At 61.9% G+C, this 18,315-nt stretch carries 17 protein-coding genes; 16 read left to right on the top strand and 1 reads right to left on the bottom strand.

Going from position 1 to position 18,315, the window contains the following annotated elements:
• Positions 1-75: 75 nt before the first annotated feature.
• The 16 genes from pyrH to H7225_RS10195 all read left to right on the top strand — a co-directional run bounded on the left by pyrH (position 76) and on the right by H7225_RS10195 (position 16,826).
• Entirely contained in the window at positions 76-786 is a 711-nt protein-coding gene (pyrH, locus tag H7225_RS10270; protein ID WP_290661473.1) for a UMP kinase, read from the top strand.
• Positions 787-799: 13 nt separating this feature from the next.
• The gene (frr, locus tag H7225_RS10265; protein ID WP_290661471.1) at positions 800-1,360 is read left to right on the top strand and encodes a ribosome recycling factor; all 561 of its coding nucleotides are present in this window, start codon (positions 800-802) and stop codon (positions 1,358-1,360) included.
• A gap of 67 nt (positions 1,361-1,427) precedes the next feature.
• Positions 1,428-2,216, top strand: a complete 789-nt coding sequence (uppS, locus tag H7225_RS10260) for a polyprenyl diphosphate synthase (RefSeq protein WP_290661469.1) — start codon at positions 1,428-1,430, stop codon at positions 2,214-2,216.
• A gap of 2 nt (positions 2,217-2,218) precedes the next feature.
• Entirely contained in the window at positions 2,219-3,145 is a 927-nt protein-coding gene (locus H7225_RS10255; RefSeq protein WP_290661467.1) for a phosphatidate cytidylyltransferase, read from the top strand.
• 7 nt (positions 3,146-3,152) lie between these two features.
• On the top strand, positions 3,153-4,349 hold the full coding sequence (gene ispC / locus H7225_RS10250; protein WP_290661465.1) for a 1-deoxy-D-xylulose-5-phosphate reductoisomerase: 1,197 nt from the start codon (positions 3,153-3,155) through the stop codon (positions 4,347-4,349).
• 18 nt (positions 4,350-4,367) lie between these two features.
• Positions 4,368-5,777, top strand: a complete 1,410-nt coding sequence (rseP, locus tag H7225_RS10245) for an RIP metalloprotease RseP (protein WP_290661463.1) — start codon at positions 4,368-4,370, stop codon at positions 5,775-5,777.
• A 76-nt stretch (positions 5,778-5,853) separates the two neighbouring features.
• Complete coding sequence (gene bamA, locus H7225_RS10240; RefSeq protein ID WP_290661578.1) at positions 5,854-8,091, top strand: outer membrane protein assembly factor BamA; 2,238 nt, start codon at positions 5,854-5,856, stop codon at positions 8,089-8,091.
• Between the two features lie 2 nt (positions 8,092-8,093).
• Positions 8,094-8,603: an OmpH family outer membrane protein gene (locus H7225_RS10235; protein ID WP_290661461.1), complete on the top strand. Its 510-nt coding sequence runs from the start codon at positions 8,094-8,096 to the stop codon at positions 8,601-8,603.
• 32 nt (positions 8,604-8,635) lie between these two features.
• Complete coding sequence (gene lpxD, locus H7225_RS10230; protein WP_290661576.1) at positions 8,636-9,688, top strand: UDP-3-O-(3-hydroxymyristoyl)glucosamine N-acyltransferase; 1,053 nt, start codon at positions 8,636-8,638, stop codon at positions 9,686-9,688.
• On the top strand, positions 9,663-10,103 hold the full coding sequence (gene fabZ, locus H7225_RS10225; protein ID WP_290661574.1) for a 3-hydroxyacyl-ACP dehydratase FabZ: 441 nt from the start codon (positions 9,663-9,665) through the stop codon (positions 10,101-10,103). The genes lpxD and fabZ overlap by 26 nt, the downstream gene beginning before the upstream one ends.
• Positions 10,104-10,120: 17 nt before the next feature.
• Positions 10,121-10,909 (top strand): acyl-ACP--UDP-N-acetylglucosamine O-acyltransferase, encoded by a 789-nt coding sequence (gene lpxA, locus H7225_RS10220; protein ID WP_290661459.1) that lies wholly within the window; start codon positions 10,121-10,123, stop codon positions 10,907-10,909.
• A gap of 21 nt (positions 10,910-10,930) precedes the next feature.
• Positions 10,931-12,091: a lipid-A-disaccharide synthase gene (gene lpxB / locus H7225_RS10215; protein ID WP_290661457.1), complete on the top strand. Its 1,161-nt coding sequence runs from the start codon at positions 10,931-10,933 to the stop codon at positions 12,089-12,091.
• Positions 12,092-12,149: 58 nt separating this feature from the next.
• The gene (gene rnhB, locus H7225_RS10210; protein WP_290661572.1) at positions 12,150-12,725 is read left to right on the top strand and encodes a ribonuclease HII; all 576 of its coding nucleotides are present in this window, start codon (positions 12,150-12,152) and stop codon (positions 12,723-12,725) included.
• Complete coding sequence (locus H7225_RS10205) at positions 12,725-13,564, top strand: RNA methyltransferase (RefSeq protein ID WP_290661570.1); 840 nt, start codon at positions 12,725-12,727, stop codon at positions 13,562-13,564. The genes rnhB and H7225_RS10205 overlap by 1 nt, the downstream gene beginning before the upstream one ends.
• 102 nt (positions 13,565-13,666) lie before the next feature.
• On the top strand, positions 13,667-14,362 hold the full coding sequence (locus H7225_RS10200) for a Bax inhibitor-1/YccA family protein (protein WP_290661456.1): 696 nt from the start codon (positions 13,667-13,669) through the stop codon (positions 14,360-14,362).
• Positions 14,363-14,384: 22 nt separating this feature from the next.
• Complete coding sequence (locus tag H7225_RS10195; protein WP_290661454.1) at positions 14,385-16,826, top strand: AsmA family protein; 2,442 nt, start codon at positions 14,385-14,387, stop codon at positions 16,824-16,826.
• On the opposite strand, the gene dnaB is transcribed toward H7225_RS10195, so the two are convergent.
• Positions 16,827-18,260, bottom strand: a complete 1,434-nt coding sequence (dnaB, locus tag H7225_RS10190; protein ID WP_290661452.1) for a replicative DNA helicase — start codon at positions 18,258-18,260, stop codon at positions 16,827-16,829.
• Positions 18,261-18,315: the final 55 nt, after the last annotated feature.

The raw sequence follows: 18,315 nt of genomic DNA, 5'->3' as shown, positions 1-18,315 counted from the left end.
CGACCGCGGGCTGTTTGAGGACACTTAAGCAGCCTGCGGTGACTCTCACGACAACAATTAGCAAAGGACGTCTGCATGGCCGCCTACAAGCGCATCCTTCTGAAACTCTCTGGTGAAGCCCTCATGGGCGACGATGCATTCGGCATCAACCGTTCCACCATCGTTCGCATGGTGCAAGAAATCCAGGAGATCACGAAGCTGGGATGCGAGGTCGCAGTCGTCATTGGTGGTGGCAATATTTTCCGTGGTGTCGCGGGTGGTTCGGTCGGCATGGACCGCGCTACGGCTGATTACATGGGCAAGCTGGCCCCCGTCATGAATGCCTTGGCCTTGGCCGACACCATGCGCCAGGAAGGCATGACCGCTCGCGTCATGTCGGCCATCAACATAGAGCAGGTCGTGGAGCCTTATGTGCGCCCCAAGGCCCTGCAGTACCTCGAAGAAGGCAAGGTGGTGATTTTCGCCGCCGGCACGGGCAACCCCTTCTTCACCACCGACACGGCCGCTGCCCTGCGTGGCGCTGAAATCGGTGCCGAGATCATGCTCAAGGCCACCAAGGTCGATGGCGTGTACTCCGCTGATCCCAAGAAGGATCCGCTGGCGACGCGCTACAGCACCATCACCTTCGATGAAGCCTTGATCAAGAATCTCCAAGTGCTGGACGCCACAGCGTTTGCGTTGTGCCGCGACCAGAATCTGCCCATCAAGGTGTTTTCCATCTTCAAGCCCGGCGCCCTCAAGCGTGTGGTGATGGGCGAGGATGAAGGCACCCTGGTCCACGTGTGATCCGGAGCATTTCATGAGCATTGCCGACATTAAAAAATCCCTTGAGCAAAAGACGCTCAAATCCATCGACTCTTTCAAGGGCGATTTGAGCAAGATCCGCACAGGCCGTGCCCACCCAGGCATCCTCGACCAGGTGCAGGTGGACTACTACGGCTCCTTGGTGCCGATCAGCCAGGTCGCCAACGTGACCCTGATCGACGCGCGAAACATCAGCGTGCAGCCTTGGGAAAAGGGCATGGGCGCCAAGATCGAAAAGGCGATCCGCGAGTCCGATCTGGGTTTGAATCCAGCGTCGCAGGGCGACCTGATCCGTGTGCCGATGCCCGCCCTGACCGAAGAGCGGCGCAAGGACCTCATCAAGATCGTGAAGAGCCTGGCCGAGGACGCCAAGGTGGCCGTGCGCAATCTGCGCCGCGATGCCAATGAGCAAGCCAAGCGTCTGCTCAAGGACAAAGAAATCACTGAAGACGAAGACCGTCGTTCTACGGATGATGTTCAAAAGCTGACCGACCGCACGATTGTTGACATCGACAAGTTGGTTCAGGCCAAAGAAGCCGAGATCCTGGCGGTTTGATCGGCTTTTCATTGATCTCGATGCAGTCTGAGGCGGGTTGACCGCCTCAATCTGTTTTGGAGCCAACATGGCCAAGCGAAATCCTTCTTCCAGCCCGTCATCGGCGCCCCGCCACGTGGCCATCGTCATGGATGGCAATGGGCGCTGGGCACGCAAGCGCCTCATGCCTCGTGGCGTGGGGCACAAGGCGGGCGTTGACGCTTTGATCTCGGTGGTGCACGCCTGCGCCGATCGTGGCATTGACTATCTCACCGTGTTCGCGTTTTCCTCAGAAAACTGGAAGCGACCCGAGGAGGAGGTGTCTGGCTTGATGAGCCTTCTGCTGGTGGCTTTGTCCAAGCACATTGCCAAGCTCAAGGCCGATGGCGTTCGCATCCGCATTGCGGGCGATCTGAGCACGGTGGCTGAAAAAATCCGCAATGCCTTGCTGGATGCTGAGGCCCGCACCCGCGACAACAGCCGCTTGACCTTGACGGTGGCTTTCAACTACGGTGGCCGCTGGGACATCGTCCAAGCTTGCCAGAAGGCGATGGCCGCTGGTTTGTCGGCAGAGACCCTGAGCGAAGCAGAACTCTCACGTTTCATGGCCATGAGCTATGCGCCCGATCCCGATTTGTTCATCCGCACCGGTGGCGAGGTTCGCCTGTCCAACTTCTTGTTGTGGCAAAGCGCGTACGCCGAGTTGTACTTCACTGATTGCCTGTGGCCTGATTTTGATGCCACCGAAATCGACAAGGCTTTGACGGCGTTCGCTGTTCGCGAGCGGCGTTTTGGCGATGTCGGGGCTTCGGGCCAAGGCGAGGGCGCCGTGGGTGGCGCGGTTGACAACGACGAATTCACGTCAGAGAGATCCTGAACATGCTAAAGCAACGCGTGATCACGGCGCTGATCCTGATGGCCATCCTCTTGCCAGCCCTGGCCGCACAAGCCCTGTGGCCGTTTGCCGCTTTGGGTTTGTTGTTTGTCAGCGCAGCAGGTTGGGAGTGGGCTCGCTTGAATGAGTGGCCTGGCGCGCGGGCCTGGGCGATGGGGGCGGCGGTGGCCGTGCTGGGATATGTCGTCGCCGAAGCGGTGCATCTAGACCCCTGGGGGCTGTCGGCGTCGCCCCATGAAAGCGCGGCAGCAACCCATGTTCACGTCGCAGGCCAGGCATTGGCCGGTTTCAAGGTGCCTGCTGCTGTGTGGTGGGTCACTGGTGGTTTGTGGGTGTTGGGTGGGGCTTCAGCCCTGTGTTGGGGGACTCGTTACTGGAAGCGGTCACCCCGTGCCTTGCGCGCGCTGCTCGGGCTGGGCATCCTGGTGATGGCCTGGCTCGCGTTGACCGAAAGCAAGGCCCAGGGGCTGAACTTCCTGTTGTCGGTCTTCTGCTTGGTTTGGGCGGCCGACATTGGTGCCTATTTTGGCGGCCGTGCCTTCGGGCGCCGCAAGCTGGCCATCAGCATCAGCCCGGGCAAAAGCTGGGAGGGTGTCTGGTCTGGCATGTTGGCGGTGTTGCTGTTGGCCGTGGTCTGGATCGCAGTTGACCGCAGTTGGTCGGTTGATTCGCCCAGCATGTACAGCCACCTGCTGTCGGGCCTGGGGCCGTTGGGCCTGGTACTGAGCATTGTTTTTCTGGTGGGCATGAGCGTCGTGGGTGATTTGTTCGAGTCACTCATCAAGCGCCAGGCCGGGGCCAAGGACAGCAGCCAGTTGCTGCCCGGGCATGGCGGGGTGCTGGACCGGGTTGATGCTTTGTTGCCGGTCCTGCCTTTGGTCCTCGCTTTGATGTCTTTGTGCCATGGTTGATGCTTTCATGCCCACGGCACACCGCCAGCGCCTCTGCGTGCTGGGTTCCACCGGTTCGGTCGGGACCAACACGCTGGACGTGGTGGCCCGGCATCCTGATCGTTTCGAGGTGTTTGCCCTCAGTGGCGGGCGCCGCGTGGATGAACTCCTGGCGCAATGCGTGCAATGGCGTCCCCGGTTTGCCGTGATGTCCCACGAAGACGCGGCACAGCGTCTGCGCCAAGGGATGGCCCAAGCAGGTTTGTCGACCGAAGTGCTCAGCGGCGAGAAGGCCTTGTGCGACATCGCTTCGCATCCTGAGGTGGAGGTCGTGATGGCCGCCATTGTGGGCGCGGCCGGTTTGGCCCCTTGTCTGGCGGCGGCGCGGTCGGGCAAGCGTTTGCTTTTGGCCAACAAAGAAGCCCTGGTCGTGGGCGGTGCCTTGTTCATGAGCGCGGTGGCCGAAGGCGGCGCGACCTTGCTGCCCATCGACAGCGAACACTCGGCCATTTTTCAGTGCTTGCCGGAAGATGTGGGGACCTGGGCCGAGCGCATTGACCACATTGTTTTGACGGCGTCTGGCGGACCATTTCGCCAGCGCGATCCCGCCACCTTGCGCGATGTCACGCCTGATCAGGCCTGTACCCACCCCAACTGGGTCATGGGCCGCAAGATCTCGGTCGATTCGGCCACGATGATGAACAAGGCGCTGGAAGTGATCGAAGCGCGCTGGTTGTTTGGCCTCAGGCCTGAGCGCATCAAGGTGGTCTTGCACCCGCAAAGCATCATCCACTCGATGGTGGTGTGCCGGGACCACTCCGTGCTGGCGCAACTGGGTACGCCGGACATGCGGGTGCCCATTGCCTACGGCCTGTCCTGGCCGAACCGGATTGAATCAGGCGCGGAGTTACTTGACTTTACCCGCCTGTCCGCCTTGACTTTTGAAGAGGCCGATGCACGTCGTTATCCCGGTCTTCAATTGGCCTGGGACACGCTGAATGGCCCGGCGGGCAGCACCTGCGTACTCAATGCAGCCAACGAAGTGGCTGTGGATGCTTTTCTGACCGGTCGCATCCGCTTTGACCAGATTCATGCAGTCAACACTCAAAGTCTGGTCGATTGCGCGGTAGAGTCCGGCTGCTGCGACAGCGTCGACGGTCTGCTGGCGCTGGACGCCAAGGCCAGGCGCATCGCCCAGGTGATTTCATCTGGCTTGAGCCGTTGATTTAACCGGAGCCTTGCCATGTTGTTGACGGTGTTGGCATTTTTAGTGACCATCGGTGTGCTGGTCGTCATCCACGAGTACGGACACTACCGAGCGGCCGTGGCGTGCGATGTCAAGGTGCTGCGGTTTTCCGTGGGCTTTGGGCGCGTGCTCTGGCGCCGCATGCATGGCGAGACCGAATTTGTGGTGTCGGCACTGCCGCTGGGTGGCTACGTGAAGATGTTGGACGAGCGCGAAGGCGATGTGCCTGCCTTGGAGTTAAGCCGCGCGTTCAATCGCAAGCCGCTCAAGCAACGCGCCTTCATCGTCGCAGCCGGACCTGCGGCCAATTTGCTGCTCGCAGTTTTGCTGTACGCCATTGTCAATTGGGCCGGCGTGCAGGAACTGCGTCCCTGGATGGCGCAGCCCAAAGAAGATAGCTTGGCCGATCAGGCTGGCCTGCAAGCGCGTGATGAAATCTTGTCGGTCGCCCAGGTTAGCGCCGATGCCGCCGATGACTCCGAGGCGGGCTGGCAAGCCATCCGCTCAATGAGCGACTTGCAGTGGCAGCTCACCCAGGCAACCTTGGCTGGGCGCGATTTGCGCCTGCAAGTCAGCCACAACGCCTCTGGCACTGGCGAGCCGCAGCAGCACGGCAGCCGCACCATGACCTTGGCGCTCAGCCGCATTCCGGCGGCCGATGTGGACGCCAAATTGCTGGACCGCATTGGCCTGATGGGGCCGTATGTCGAGCCCATCATTGCCCAAGCGATCAACGGTGGTCCCGCTGAGCGTGCCGGCTTGAAGGCAGGTGATCGAATTGTGCAGATCAATGGCCAAGTGCCCGCCGATGCCGCGCAATTGCGGCAACTGATTGGTGCCAGCCACGATCAAGGGCAGGTCAAGCTCATCTTGCTGAAGGTGCAGCGCGCCGGGCAAAATCTGGACATCACCGTGACCCCGGCGATGAAAGATGTCGACGGCAAGCAGCTGGCGCGCATCGAGGCTGGCATCGGATCACCGCCTGCGTTGGTCGACGTGAGCTATGGGCCGCTCGAAGGTTTGACGCTGGCACTCAACCGCACGTGGGACGTCTCTCGCATGAGCCTGGAAATGCTGGGCAAGATGGTGGTGGGGCAGGCTTCACTGAAAAACCTCAGTGGGCCTTTGACCATTGCGGATTACGCGGGGCGCTCGGCCGAAATGGGTTGGGTACATTACCTGGGTTTTCTGGCGCTGGTCAGCGTCAGTCTGGGCGTGCTCAATCTGCTGCCTCTGCCGGTTCTGGATGGCGGGCACCTCATGTATTATCTTTTCGAAGGACTCACCGGCCGGCCCATCTCAGAAGTTTGGATGGAGCGGTTGCAACGCGGTGGCGTGGCCATCATGCTCACCATGATGTCACTTGCCCTCTACAACGATTTGGCCCGAATGCTGGGCTCGCACTGATCTTTGCATGCAATTTCCTTCCAAGACTGTCCATCGGTTCAAACCGACCCTGGCCGCCGCGCTCATCGCTGTGACCATGTTCCACACCGCCGCTTTCGCGGTGGAGCCCTTCGTGCTCAAGGACATTCGTGTCGAGGGTCTACAGCGGGCTGACGCGGGCACGGTGTTCGCCTCGCTGCCTTTCCGGGTGGGCGACACCTACACCGATGACAAGGGCTCGGCCGGTTTGCGCTCCCTGTTCGCCACGGGGCTGTTCAAGGACGTTCGCATCCAGATTGACGGCAGCGTGGTCGTGGTGGTCGTTGAAGAGCGCCCCGTCATCGCCAAGGTCGAATTCGTGGGCACCAAGGAGTTCGACAAGGACAACCTGGTCAAGGCGCTCAAGGACATCGGCATCGGCGAGGGCCAGCCTTTTGACCGCGCCCTGGCCGATCGCGCCGAGACCGAGCTCAAGCGCCAGTACCTGTCGCGCAGCCTGTACGGCATCGAGGTCGTGACCACCATCACGCCGGTGGACCGCAACCGCGTCAACGTGACCTTCAGCGTGACAGAAGGCGACACGGCCAAGATCAAGAACATCCGGATCACCGGCGCCAAGGCCTTTTCCGAAAGCACCTTGCTGTCGCAGATGGACTTGACCACCGGCGGCTGGTTGACCTGGTACACCAAGTCCGACCAGTACGCGCGGGCCAAGCTGAACGCTGACCTGGAAACGATCAAGGCGTACTACCTGAACCGTGGTTACCTCGAGTTCCGACTCGAATCCACGCAGGTGGCGATCTCGCCCGACAAGCAAGACATCTCCATTGCCATCAATGTGACTGAGGGCCCTCGCTACACCGTCACCGGCGTGAAGCTGGAAGGCGATTACCTGGGCAAGGACGAAGTGTTTCGTTCGCTGGTGGCCGTCAAGCCTGGTGACTCCTACCGTGCAGAGGATATTGCCTCGACCACTAAAGCTTTCACCGATAGATTTGCCGCTTTTGGCTACGCTTTTGCGCGAGTCGAGTTCCGTCCTGAACTGAACCGCGACAAGGGCACGGTCGTGGCGGTGTTCAGCTCGCAGCCGCAGCGCCGTGTGTACGTGCGCCGGGTGAACGTGGCCGGCAATTCGCGCACGCGCGATGAAGTGATCCGCCGCGAGTTCCGCCAGTTCGAATCGGCCTGGTACGACGGCCAGAAGATCAAGCTGTCGCGTGACCGCGTGGACCGCCTTGGGTATTTCAAGCAAGTTGGCATCGACACGGTGGAAGTGCCGGGCACGCAAGACCAGGTTGACTTGACCATCACGGTGGAAGAAAAGCCCACCGGTAATCTGATGCTGGGCGCGGGCTTCTCAAGCGCTGAAAAGCTCTCCCTGACGGCCTCGATCAAGCAAGACAACATCTTTGGCACCGGCAACTACCTGGGCATTGAAGTCAACACCAGCAAGTACAACCGCACACTGGTGGTCAGCACGGTCGATCCTTACTTCACCGACGGCGGCATTTCGCGCGCGTTGGACGTGTTCTACCGAACCTCGCGTCCGCTGAGCACCCAGGGTGGCGACTATGAAATCGTGACCCCGGGCGCCACGATCCGGTTTGGCGTGCCGTTCACCGAGTTCGACACCGTGTTTTTTGGCCTGGGGGCTGAACAGACCACCATCAAGGGTGACCTCGGCTTGCCCGACAACTACAAGCTGTACCGCCGCAATTTCGGCGAAACCAGTTTGTCGATTCCGCTGACGGTGGGCTGGGCGCGTGATTCGCGCGACAGCACGATTGCGCCCAACCAGGGGCGTTATCAGCGCGTCAACATGGAATGGGGTGTGGCGGGTGACACGCGCTACTTGCGCGGGGACTACCAGTTCCAGCAGTATTTCCCGCTGACCAACCGCTTCACCTTTGGCTTCAATGCCCAGATCGGCTACGGCGTGGGCTTGTCAAGCAAAGAGTACCCCTTCTTCAAGAACTTCTACGGCGGCGGCTTGGGCACGGTACGCGGTTTTGAGCAGAATTCGCTGGGCCCGATCGACAACAATGGCGCCTACATTGGGGGCAATAAACGCGTCAACATCAACAACGAGTTGTATGTGCCGTTCCCGGGTGCTGGCAATGACCGCACCTTGCGCTTGTTTGGATACCTTGACGCTGGTAATGTCTGGGGCAGCGAAGAACAGATCAAGCTGGACGATTTCCGCCTTTCCATGGGCGTGGGTGTCAGCTGGGTCTCACCGGTGGGGCCGCTCAAACTCAGCTACGGCCAACCTTTCCGCAAGTTCGATGTGGATAAAATCCAGAAACTCCAGTTCCAGATCGGCACCGCATTCTGACCATGAAATCCGTCCTCAAGACCCTGATGGTCGCCGGTTTACTGGTGGCCGCGGCCACGGCCTCTGCCCAGGACTTCAAGATTGGTTACGTCAATCTTGACCGTGTCCTGCGTGACGCGACGCCTGCCAAGGCAGCGCAAGCCAAGCTGGAGATTGAATTCAGCCGACGCGAGAAAGAGCTGACCGACACGGCCCAGCGCATCAAGTCGGCCTCGGACAAGTTCGAGAAAGACGCGCCCACGCTGGTCGAAGGCGAGCGCAGCCGGCGCCAACGCGACTTGGTCGAGCAAGACCGCGAGTTCCAACGCAAACGCCGCGAGTTCCAGGAAGACCTGAACCAGCGCAAGAACGAAGAACTGGCCTCGGTGCTGGACCGCGCCAACCGCGTGGTCAAGCAAATTTTTGATCAGGAAAAATACGACTTGATCGTTCAAGAGGCCGTTTTTGCCAGCCCGCGTGTGGACATCACCGACAAGGTGCTCAAGTCCCTCAACACCGCCCCCGGCAAGTGAGCGGGGCGGTCAACCCGACCGGCTCGACGTCCATGGTGCAGCTTGGTCAGATCGTCGCAGCGCTGGGTGGGGAGTTGCTGGGCCCCGAAGAGTTGCCGATTGCCCGCATCTCGCCGATCGAGCAGGCGCAGACTGATGCAATCACCTTTCTGGCCCACCCCAAGTACCGAGCCCAGTTGGCCAGCACATCGGCCGGCTGTGTGATCGTGTCCGGTGCGCTGAAGGTTGAAGCTGCGGCCCGTGGTGCGGCCATCGTCACGGAAGATCCTTACCTGTATTTTGCCAAGCTGACGCAATGGTGGGCCGGTCGCAGGCGCCCGCAAGCGCCGGCCAGCATCCATGCCAGTGCCGTGATTGATCCCAGCGCCAGCTTGGGCGAGGGTGTCAGCGTTGGCCCCTTCGTGGTGGTGGAAGCCGGTGCGGTCATTGGCGCGGGCGCGGTGATCGGGCCCCATTGCGTGATCGGGCGCGGTGCCCGCATTGGCGCGGGCACTCGCCTGGCCGCCAGCGTCAACATCGGCTTTGACTGCAGCATTGGCGAGCGCTGCCTGTTCCACAGCGGTGTGGTGATTGGGGCCGATGGCTTTGGCTTTGCCCCCACGCAAGGCCGTTGGGAAAAAATCGAACAGCTTGGGGCCGTGCGCATTGGGGATGACGTCGAGATTGGCGCCAACTCCTGTGTGGACCGCGGTGCCTTGGGCGACACCGTGCTTGGCAATGGGGTCAAGCTGGACAACTTGGTCCAGATCGGGCACAACGCCCAGATCGGTGCTCACGTGGCCATGGCCGGCTGCGCTGGCGTGGCTGGCAGCGCTGTCATTGGCGCGCATTGCACCGTGGGCGGCGGCGGCATGGTGCTGGGCCACCTGTCCCTGGCGGAAGGGGTGAATGTCTCGGCGGCCACCCTGGTCACGCGGTCCATTCACAAACCTGGGCTGTACAGCGGCGTCTTCCCCTTCGACGACAATGCGTCCTGGGAAAAGAACGCCGCGACATTGCGCAATCTGCATGCCCTGCGCGAACGCGTTCGCGCCTTAGAGAAACAACAGAACAACCATGATGATGGACATCCACAAGATTCTTGAAAAGCTCCCGCACCGCTATCCCATGCTCTTGGTGGACCGCGTGCTGGAAATTGAAAAGAACGTGCGCATTCGCGCGGTCAAGAACGTGACCTTCAATGAGCCTTTCTTCCAAGGCCATTTTCCGGGCCGACCGGTGATGCCCGGCGTGATGATGCTGGAAGCCTTGGCACAAGCCGCGGGCATCCTGGCCTTCGAGGGCATTGGCGCCAGTACAGACGAGAAAATGGTGTATTACTTCGTAGGCATCGACAACGCCCGCTTCAAGCGGCCTGTGGAGCCTGGCGACCAGTTGATCCTCGACGTGACGATTGACCGCCACCGGGCGGGCATCTACAAGTTCAATGCCAAAGGCTGGGTGGGTGATGAGCTGGCCGTCGAGGCGCAACTGATGTGCACGCAGCGCACGGTGGGTTGAGGCGAGGGCGCAGCAACATGGCGAGCATTCATCCCACCGCGCTGGTCGATCCCCAGGCGCAACTGGGCGACATGGTCAGCGTTGGCCCTTACACAGTGATCGGCCCCCACGTTCGCATTGACGAAGGCACGACCGTGGGCCCGCATTGCGTGATTGAGGGCCACACCACGTTAGGCCGCGACAACCGGATCTTTCAGTTCGCCTCGCTGGGCGGCAGTCCACAAGACAAGAAGTACGCCGACGAGCCCACCCAACTGGTGATTGGCGACCGCAACACCATCCGCGAGTTCAGCACCTTTAACGTGGGCACGGCCCAGGATGAAGGCATCACGCGCTTGGGCCATGACAACTGGATGATGGCCTACACCCACCTGGCGCACGATTGCCAGGTCGGCAACCACACCATCTTTGCCAACAACGCGCACATTGCGGGCCACGTGCATGTGGGTGATTGGGTCATCCTGGGGGGCTTCACCTGTGTGCACCAGTTCGTCAAGATTGGCGCCCATGCCATGACCAGCATGGCGACGGCTTTGGGCCAGGATTTGCCACCTTTCGTGATGGCCCAGGGCAACATGGCCGAGGTCCGTGGCGTCAATCTTGAAGGATTGCGCCGCCGTGGTTTCAGCCCCGAGCGGCTCAAGGCGGTCAAGGAAATGCACCGGGCTTTGTACCGCCAGGACCTGACGCTTGAGGAAGCCAAGGGCCGCATCGCCGAGTTGGCAGACACCCATCCCGAAGTCAAGCAGGACGTTGATTTGATGATCAACTTCCTGATGGCGTCCACCCGCGGCATCGTGCGCTGAGCGCACCCCTGGAGCCGATTGATGACTGCTGGATCTGGGCCGAAGGTGGCCATGGTGGCAGGCGAGGTCTCGGGTGACTTGCTGGCCGGCTTGCTGATGGGGGGTCTGAAGGCGCGGTGGCCCGAGCTGAGTGCCATGGGCATCGGCGGCCCCCGCATGGTGGCGCAGGGCTTCGAGGCCTGGTGGCCCTGTGAGAAGCTGGCCGTTTTCGGATTTGTCGATGCGCTGCGTCATTACCGCGAACTGTCCGGCATCCGTCGGCAACTGGGTGACCGCCTTTTGGCGCAGCGCCCGGATGTGTTCATTGGCGTGGATGCGCCGGATTTCAATTTCGGGCTGGAGGCTCGCTTGAAGGCCCAGGGCATCAAGACGGTTCATTTCGTGAGCCCGTCGATCTGGGCATGGCGGGGCAAGCGCATCAACAAGATTGCCCAGTCCACCGACCACATGCTGTGCATGTTCCCGTTCGAGCCCGAGCTGTACGCGGCCAAAAACATCCCAGCCACTTACGTGGGGCATCCGCTGGCCGATGCTATCCCGATGGAGCCGCCTTGCGAGGCCAGCCGCCAGAGCCTGGGCTTGCCCCTGGATGCGCCGGTGCTGGCGGTGTTGCCCGGCAGTCGCCGCTCCGAGATCCAGCACATCGCGCCCGTGTTTCTGCAGACCGTGACCGAATTGAGTCACCAGCGGCCCGACATGCGTTTTGTGATGCCGGTGGTGCCCAGCTTGCGGGACATGGTGCTGCCTTTGGTGGCCCAGTACGCGCCCCATGCCAACATCCAGTTGCTGGAAGGCCGCTCGCACGAGGCCTTGGCGGCCTGCGACGTGACCTTGATTGCCAGTGGCACGGCCACGCTGGAGGCCGCGCTGTTCAAGCGCCCCATGGTGATCGCCTACCGCGTCAGTGGCTTGAGTTGGCAACTGATGAAGCGCCTGGGCTACCTGCCCTGGGTGGGTTTACCCAATATTTTGTTGAAAGATTTCGTGGTGCCCGAGCGCCTTCAAGACGCGGCCACCCCCCAGCAACTGGCTTCTGATGTGCTGGATTGGCTGGACCATCCGGCCAAGGCATTGGCGGTGCGCCAGCGCTTCATTGAGCTCCACCACACCTTGCGACGTGATACCGCCCGTTGTGCCAGCGAGGCCATCGCCCAAATCCTGGAGGACGGCCGCCGTGCCTAAGTCGAAGCAACCCACCGAACCGCAACAATTGGGCCTGCAGTGGCAAGTGCCCACCCTGATGGCCGGTGTGGATGAAGCCGGCCGCGGCCCCCTGGCCGGGCCTGTCGTGGCCGCCGCCGTCATCCTGGACGACCAGCAACCGATCAAAGGCCTGGCTGACTCCAAGAAGCTCACGGCCCGCCAGCGCGAGCGTTTGTTTGACGAGATCCGGGCCAAGGCGCTGTGCTGCTGCATTGCCGAAGCCAGCGTTGAAGAGATCGACCAGCTCAACATCCTGCATGCCACGATGCTGGCCATGAAGCGCGCCGTGGAAGGCCTGCGCCTCAAGCCTGGCTTGGTGCTGGTCGATGGCAACCGCATTCCCGTGCTCAAGGTGCCCGCCGAGGCCATCGTCAAAGGCGATGACAAGGTGCAGGCCATTTCAGCGGCTTCCATCCTGGCCAAGGTTTACCGCGATCGCCTGTGCCTGCAACTCCATGAAGCGCATCCGCAGTATGGTTTTGACCAGCACAAGGGCTATCCCACGGCGGACCACCTGGCCGCCTTGCGTGAGCATGGCGCCATTGATGCACATCGCCGCAGCTTTGCCCCGGTCAGGGCGGTGCTCGATTTGACGGCCAGGTCTGAGCCATGATGCCCGCCAACGTGCAGCTGATCACTTCGCGTGACAACCCTTTGGTGCAGCGTCTGCGCAAGCTGGCGCAGGATCCGGCCGCTTACCGCAAGCTGGGTGAAGTGTGGCTGGAGGGGGATCACCTGTGCTCCGCCTACCTGGCCCGTGGCAAGAAGGCCGCTGTGGCGGTGGTTGCCGACACCGCCTGGCTGGGCGAGCATGGCCTGGGCAATGGTGGTGATCCGCTGGCCTACAAGCTGACAACGCTGGCGCGCCAGGCCGACAAGGTGATGGTGCTGCCTGAGTCGATCTGGAAAGTTTTCACTGGGCTGGAGTCACCGGCGCGCTTGGGTTTCCTGGTGCAAACGCCCTTGTTGGGCGACGGCCAGGCCACGTCGGAAGTGCGTGCGGGGGTGCCCACGGTGGTGCTGGACCGCGTGCAAGACGCCGGCAATGTGGGCAGCATCTTGCGCAGCGCTTCGGCCTTGGGCGTGTCTCAGGTGGTTGCCATGAAGGGGACGGCCGCCTTGTGGTCGCCCAAGGTGCTGCGGGCCGGCATGGGCGCCCACTTTGCCTTGCACCTGGTGGAACAGGCCTTGCCTGAGCACCTGGCGGGTTTGTTGGTGCCCATGGTGGCCACCAGCTCCCACGCGGACCATGAGCTGCCCCGCGCACCTTTGCCCGAGCCTTGCGCCTGGGTTCTGGGGCATGAAGGGCAGGGCGTGGGGGCGGAAGTCATGGCGCTGTGCGCCCACACGGTGTCGATTCCTCAGCCGGGCGGTGAGGAGTCCCTCAATGTGGCCGCTGCCGCTGCCGTTTGCTTTTACGAGTCATTGCGCCGTCGTTCAGTCGGCATTTGACCTTGAGCAAGGTCGGGTTATTTGGGTTTTGGACCCGTCCGGCGGCGGAGATTTAGAATCAAAGCGTGGTCTCTGAACGAGACCGGATTTTTTGGAGGAAGCATGGACCAATCATTGAAACCCCTGGACGTGGCCTACAGCGGTGCCTTCGGCGCCGAGCGCCAGCGCGTGCTGCGCAACACCTACGCCTTGCTGGCCTTGTCGATGATCCCGACGGTGCTGGGCGCCTGGTTGGGCGTGGCCATGAACTTCAGCCTGTTCGCGGCCAATCCCATGATCGGCTTTGTCGCCTTCATGGCGATTGCTTTCGGCTTCTTCTATGGCATTGAGAAGTTCAAGGATTCTGGCGTGGGCGTTTTGCTGCTGCTGGGCTTCACCTTCTTCATGGGCCTGATGCTGTCGCGCCTGATTGGCGCGGTGCTGGGCTTTTCCAATGGCGTGCAACTGATCTCGTTCGCTTTTGGCGGCACCGCTCTGGTGTTCGTGGGCATGGCCACCTTGGCCAGCACCATGAAGCGCGACATCTCCAGCATGGGCAAATGGCTGTTCATGGGTGTGATCGTGCTGTTGCTGGCCGGTGTGGCCAACATTTGGCTGCAATTGCCCGCGTTGATGCTGACGGTGGCGGCCATGTCGGTGGTGATCTTCTCCGCCTTCATGCTGTACGACCTCAAGCGCATCATTGATGGCGGCGAGACCAACTACGTCTCGGCCACCCTGGCGATCTACCTGGACGTGTACAACGTGTTCCAGTCGCTGCTGAGCATCCTCGGCTTTGTGGGCGGCGACCGCGACTGAGCCGTCGTTGATGCAACTTTGGATGCGTCGTCTGGCCCTCGCATTTGGCGTGGTGGTATTGAGCCTGGCGGGCCTGACCGCCTACCTGCTGGCCACCTTTGATCCCAACCGCTACAAAGGCTTGCTGGTCGATTGGGTGCAGACCAAGCAGCAGCGCACCCTGGTGATTGGGGCGCCCATGGTGTTGAAGGTCTTCCCCAAATTGCGGCTCAAGCTGGCCAAGGTCAGCCTGAGCGAACACCAGCGTGCCGAAGAGTTCCTGGCCGTGGACGAGCTGGAGTTGTCGGTCAATGTGATGCCCTTGCTCAAGCGGCAACTCGTGATTGATCAGGTCAGCGCAAAAGGCGTGCGGCTGAGCCTGTGGCGCGATGCCCAAGGCCGTGCCAACATTGATGATCTGCTGAAAAAGGACGAACAAGCGCAGCCGCCCGGAGCGCCGTCCGATCCCTTGCAGTTTGATGTGGCGGGCATCCAGCTGGAGCAGGTGCAAGCCAAGGTGCAGGATGTCAAGACCGGCCTGACCGGCGCTTTGACGGTGAACAGCCTGAGCAGTGGTCGCTTGTCCGATGGCGTGCCCTCGGACTTCAAGTTGGACGTCGCGTTCGATCTGAGCCAGCCGCAGGCCGCCAAAGGTGCTCTGAAGGGCACGTTCCGCCTCACGCCCAGGCTGGCCACCGGTTCGGCCGATGTTGATCAGATCAAGCTGTCCTTGCAAGGCGATGTGCCGGGCGTGCGGGCCTTGCAGGCCGGGTTGGAAGGCGCGGTGGCGTGGGATGGCGAGCATGCCTCGCTCCAGGCCCGTGCGCTGGTGGCCGAGGTGTCGGGGCAGGTCGGTGGCCAGCTGGGCAAGCCAGCCCTGGTGCTGGACAAGAGCCGGGTCAGCGTCGATGCCTTTGCCTACGATCCTGCTCAGCAGTTGATGGCCGTGAGCCAGCTGGCCGTGGCCTTGACAGGCCAGCAGGACGGGCACGCCTTGAGCTTCAAACTGGATTGGTCCGAGCTGGATGTCAAGGGCGATCAGCTCAAGGGCAGCCCGCTGCAGGGGCAGTTCAAGCTGGCCGGGCCAATGGCGGTGGAGGCGCAGTTCGCCAGCCAATCACCCACGGGCGGTTTCTCGGCGATCAAGGTGCCGGGCCTGAAGGTTGATTTCAAGGTGAGCATGGCCGGGCAAGGTGGTCAGCGGGATGTGGTGGGGCAGTTGTCCGCCAATGTGTCGGCGCAACCGGCACAGGCCGCCGGGGCCCTGGAGGCTTTGCACCTGCAGGCCCGCATCCAGGAGCCCTCGCTGCAGCCCTTGGTGATTCAAATGGATGGCCGGGCGGCCATGTCGCCGGGCGGTGCCGCGCAATGGGCCTTGAAGGGGCAGGTCAATGCCAATCCCTTCTTGTCGGATGGCACAGCGAAGCTGGGCACGGGCGTGCCGCAGGTGCAGGCCAGTGCCCGCTTCACCGCCTTGGATTTGAACCGTTTGATGCCAGTGCCGGCTGGCGGATCGGCGTCGGCTTCGGCCCCTGCCGCGCCCGCCGGTGGCGCACCTGATGCGCCCGTCGATTTGAGTGCCTTGAAAGCCATCGATGGCCAGTTCAAGTTCAGTGCGGGCACGCTGGTCTACCGCCAATACAAGTTGGCCGACGCCGAATTGAACGCGACCCTGGACAAGGGGCACCTGAACCTGTCCAGCTTGTCAGCGAAAGCCTGGGGCGGGCGCGTGGTCGCCAGTGGTTCGGCCGATGCCGCGCCGCAGCGCCTGGCCCTTCAAGCGCAGGCTGAGGGCATCAACATCCTGGCCATGCTCAAAGACGTGGCCCAGAAAGACGTGTTGGAAGGCACTGGCCAGGTCAAGCTCAATGTGCAAACCGCCGGCAGCAAGTTGTCTCAACTGGTGGCCGGGCTCAATGGCTCGGCGGCCCTGCAATTGCGCGATGGCGCGGTGCGTGGCATCAACCTGGCCAAGTCATTGCGTGAATTCAAAGCGCAGTTGTCTGGGCAAGGCGATGCCGTCCAGCGTGCATCGCAATCGGAGAAGACCGATTTCACCGAGCTGACGGGCACCTTCAAGATCACGAACGGCGTGGCCCGCAACGACGACCTGGTGGCCAAGAGCCCGTTCCTGCGCTTGGGCGGGCGGGGTGACATCAACCTGGTCGCGCGCCAGTTGGATTACACCGTCAGCGCGACCGTCACGGGCACGATCAAGGGGCAGGGTGGTGTGGGTGCCGATGCCTTGAGTGGCGTCACGGTGCCGGTCAAGCTGAAGGGGCCGTTTGACGCACCCGACTGGCAGATCGCGTGGTCGCAGGTCGCCGTGGGGACCTTGCAGAACACGGTGAAGTCCAGGCTGGAAGACGAGCTCAAGGCCAGGTTGGGTCTGGCCCCGGTCGCGTCAGGCGCGAGTGCGCCCGCCAAGCCCGCCGGGTCTCTTGAAAAGCAACTGAAGGATCAGCTCAAGGGGCTGTTTCGCTGATCAGTATTCGCTGCTGTTGCTGTAGCTGCCCGGCGCCAGGTTTTCGAACCGGGTGTTGGATTTCACGAAGGCCAGCTTGACGGTGCCCACGGGCCCGTTACGCTGCTTGCCGATGATGATCTCGGCCACGCCGGGCTCTTTCGATTCTTTGTTGTAGTACTCGTCGCGGTAGATGAACATGATGACGTCGGCATCTTGCTCAATGGCGCCGGATTCGCGCAAGTCGGACATCATGGGGCGCTTGTCGGGGCGGGTTTCAACGCTTCGGTTCAACTGCGACAGCGCGATCACCGGGCATTGCAGTTCCTTGGCCAAGGCCTTCAAGCCCCGCGAGATTTCGCCGATCACCGTGGCGCGGTTTTCTTCGTTGCCGCTGGAGCCGCTCATCAGTTGCAGGTAGTCAACGATGATCAGGCCGAGGGTGCCGCCGAACTGGCGTGCCAGGCGTCGCGCGCGTGAGCGCAGTTCGCTGGATGTCAGGGCGGCGGTCTCGTCGATGAACACATTGGCGGTCTTGAGTTTGTCGACCGTTTCGCTCAGGCGGCCCCATTCGTCATCGCTCAGGCGACCGGTGCGCAGGTTTTGCTGGTTGATGCGGCCAATGGAGCCGACCATCCGCAATGCCAATTGCGAGGCGCCCATTTCCATCGAGAACACGGCCACAGGCAAGCCTTCGTTCACCGCGACGTTCTCACCAATGTTCAAGGCAAACGCCGTTTTACCCATCGAGGGGCGCGCCGCCAGCACGATCAGGTCGCCCTTTTGCAACCCGGCCGTCATGCTGTCCATCTCGACATAGCCGGTGCGCACGCCGGTCACGTCTTCGGCGCCGTTGTCGGCCAATTCCTGCACGCGGTCGAGCAAGCTGACCACCAGCTTGTCCATCGAATGGAAGCCCTGCTTGTTGCGGTTGCCCTCTTCACCAATCTTCAGGATCTTGGATTCGGCTTCATCCAGGATGGCCGACACAGCCTTGCCTTGTGGACTGAAGGCCGCGCTGGCGATCTCGTCGCTGGCGGTGACCAGTTTGCGCAGCACGGCGCGCTCGCGAACGATCTCAGCGTAGCGGCGCATGTTGGCCGCGCTGGGCACGCTCTGCGCCAGGGCGTTGAGGTAGGCGATGCCGCCAATGTCTGTGGACTTGCCCAGGTTCTGCAGGTTCTCGTACACCGTGATCACGTCGGCCGGCTTGGACGCGTTGATCATCTGGTGGATGGCCTTGAAGATCAGTTGATGCTCATGGCGGTAAAAATCGTCTTCGGACAGCAGGTCGGCGGCCCGGTCCCAGGCGCTGTTGTCCAGCAGCAGGCCCCCCAACACGCTTTGTTCGGCCTCGATGGAGTGGGGCGGCACCCGCAGGCGAGAGACTTCGTCGGAGCTCAGCGAAGCCGAAGTGCCCGAGGCGGAAAAGGGAATGGGGAATACAGCAGACATGGGGGGAGATGATACGGGCGGTGCCGTCGTCTGCCTGTGGACAACTCTGGGGACA

This window comes from Aquabacterium sp. (genome assembly GCF_014378415.1).
In the GTDB taxonomy this organism is placed as follows: Bacteria; Pseudomonadota; Gammaproteobacteria; order Burkholderiales; family Burkholderiaceae_C; genus Aquabacterium.
Note: the sequence above shows the minus strand (reverse complement) of the source record. Positions and strands in the feature narration are given on the sequence as shown.

Excerpts from the sequence above, each read along its gene's own strand:
- pyrH (WP_290661473.1), top strand. The coding sequence starts at position 76 with ATGGCCGCCTACAAGCGCATCCTTCTGAAACTCTCTGGTGAAGCCCTC.
- frr (WP_290661471.1), top strand. The coding sequence starts at position 800 with ATGAGCATTGCCGACATTAAAAAATCCCTTGAGCAAAAGACGCTCAAA.
- uppS (WP_290661469.1), top strand. The coding sequence starts at position 1,428 with ATGGCCAAGCGAAATCCTTCTTCCAGCCCGTCATCGGCGCCCCGCCAC.
- H7225_RS10255 (WP_290661467.1), top strand. The coding sequence starts at position 2,219 with ATGCTAAAGCAACGCGTGATCACGGCGCTGATCCTGATGGCCATCCTC.
- ispC (WP_290661465.1), top strand. The coding sequence starts at position 3,153 with ATGCCCACGGCACACCGCCAGCGCCTCTGCGTGCTGGGTTCCACCGGT.
- rseP (WP_290661463.1), top strand. The coding sequence starts at position 4,368 with ATGTTGTTGACGGTGTTGGCATTTTTAGTGACCATCGGTGTGCTGGTC.
- bamA (WP_290661578.1), top strand. The coding sequence starts at position 5,854 with ATGTTCCACACCGCCGCTTTCGCGGTGGAGCCCTTCGTGCTCAAGGAC.
- H7225_RS10235 (WP_290661461.1), top strand. The coding sequence starts at position 8,094 with ATGAAATCCGTCCTCAAGACCCTGATGGTCGCCGGTTTACTGGTGGCC.
- lpxD (WP_290661576.1), top strand. The coding sequence starts at position 8,636 with ATGGTGCAGCTTGGTCAGATCGTCGCAGCGCTGGGTGGGGAGTTGCTG.
- fabZ (WP_290661574.1), top strand. The coding sequence starts at position 9,663 with ATGATGGACATCCACAAGATTCTTGAAAAGCTCCCGCACCGCTATCCC.
- lpxA (WP_290661459.1), top strand. The coding sequence starts at position 10,121 with ATGGCGAGCATTCATCCCACCGCGCTGGTCGATCCCCAGGCGCAACTG.
- lpxB (WP_290661457.1), top strand. The coding sequence starts at position 10,931 with ATGACTGCTGGATCTGGGCCGAAGGTGGCCATGGTGGCAGGCGAGGTC.
- rnhB (WP_290661572.1), top strand. The coding sequence starts at position 12,150 with ATGGCCGGTGTGGATGAAGCCGGCCGCGGCCCCCTGGCCGGGCCTGTC.
- H7225_RS10205 (WP_290661570.1), top strand. The coding sequence starts at position 12,725 with ATGCCCGCCAACGTGCAGCTGATCACTTCGCGTGACAACCCTTTGGTG.
- H7225_RS10200 (WP_290661456.1), top strand. The coding sequence starts at position 13,667 with ATGGACCAATCATTGAAACCCCTGGACGTGGCCTACAGCGGTGCCTTC.
- H7225_RS10195 (WP_290661454.1), top strand. The coding sequence starts at position 14,385 with ATGCGTCGTCTGGCCCTCGCATTTGGCGTGGTGGTATTGAGCCTGGCG.
- dnaB (WP_290661452.1), bottom strand. The coding sequence starts at position 18,260 with ATGTCTGCTGTATTCCCCATTCCCTTTTCCGCCTCGGGCACTTCGGCT.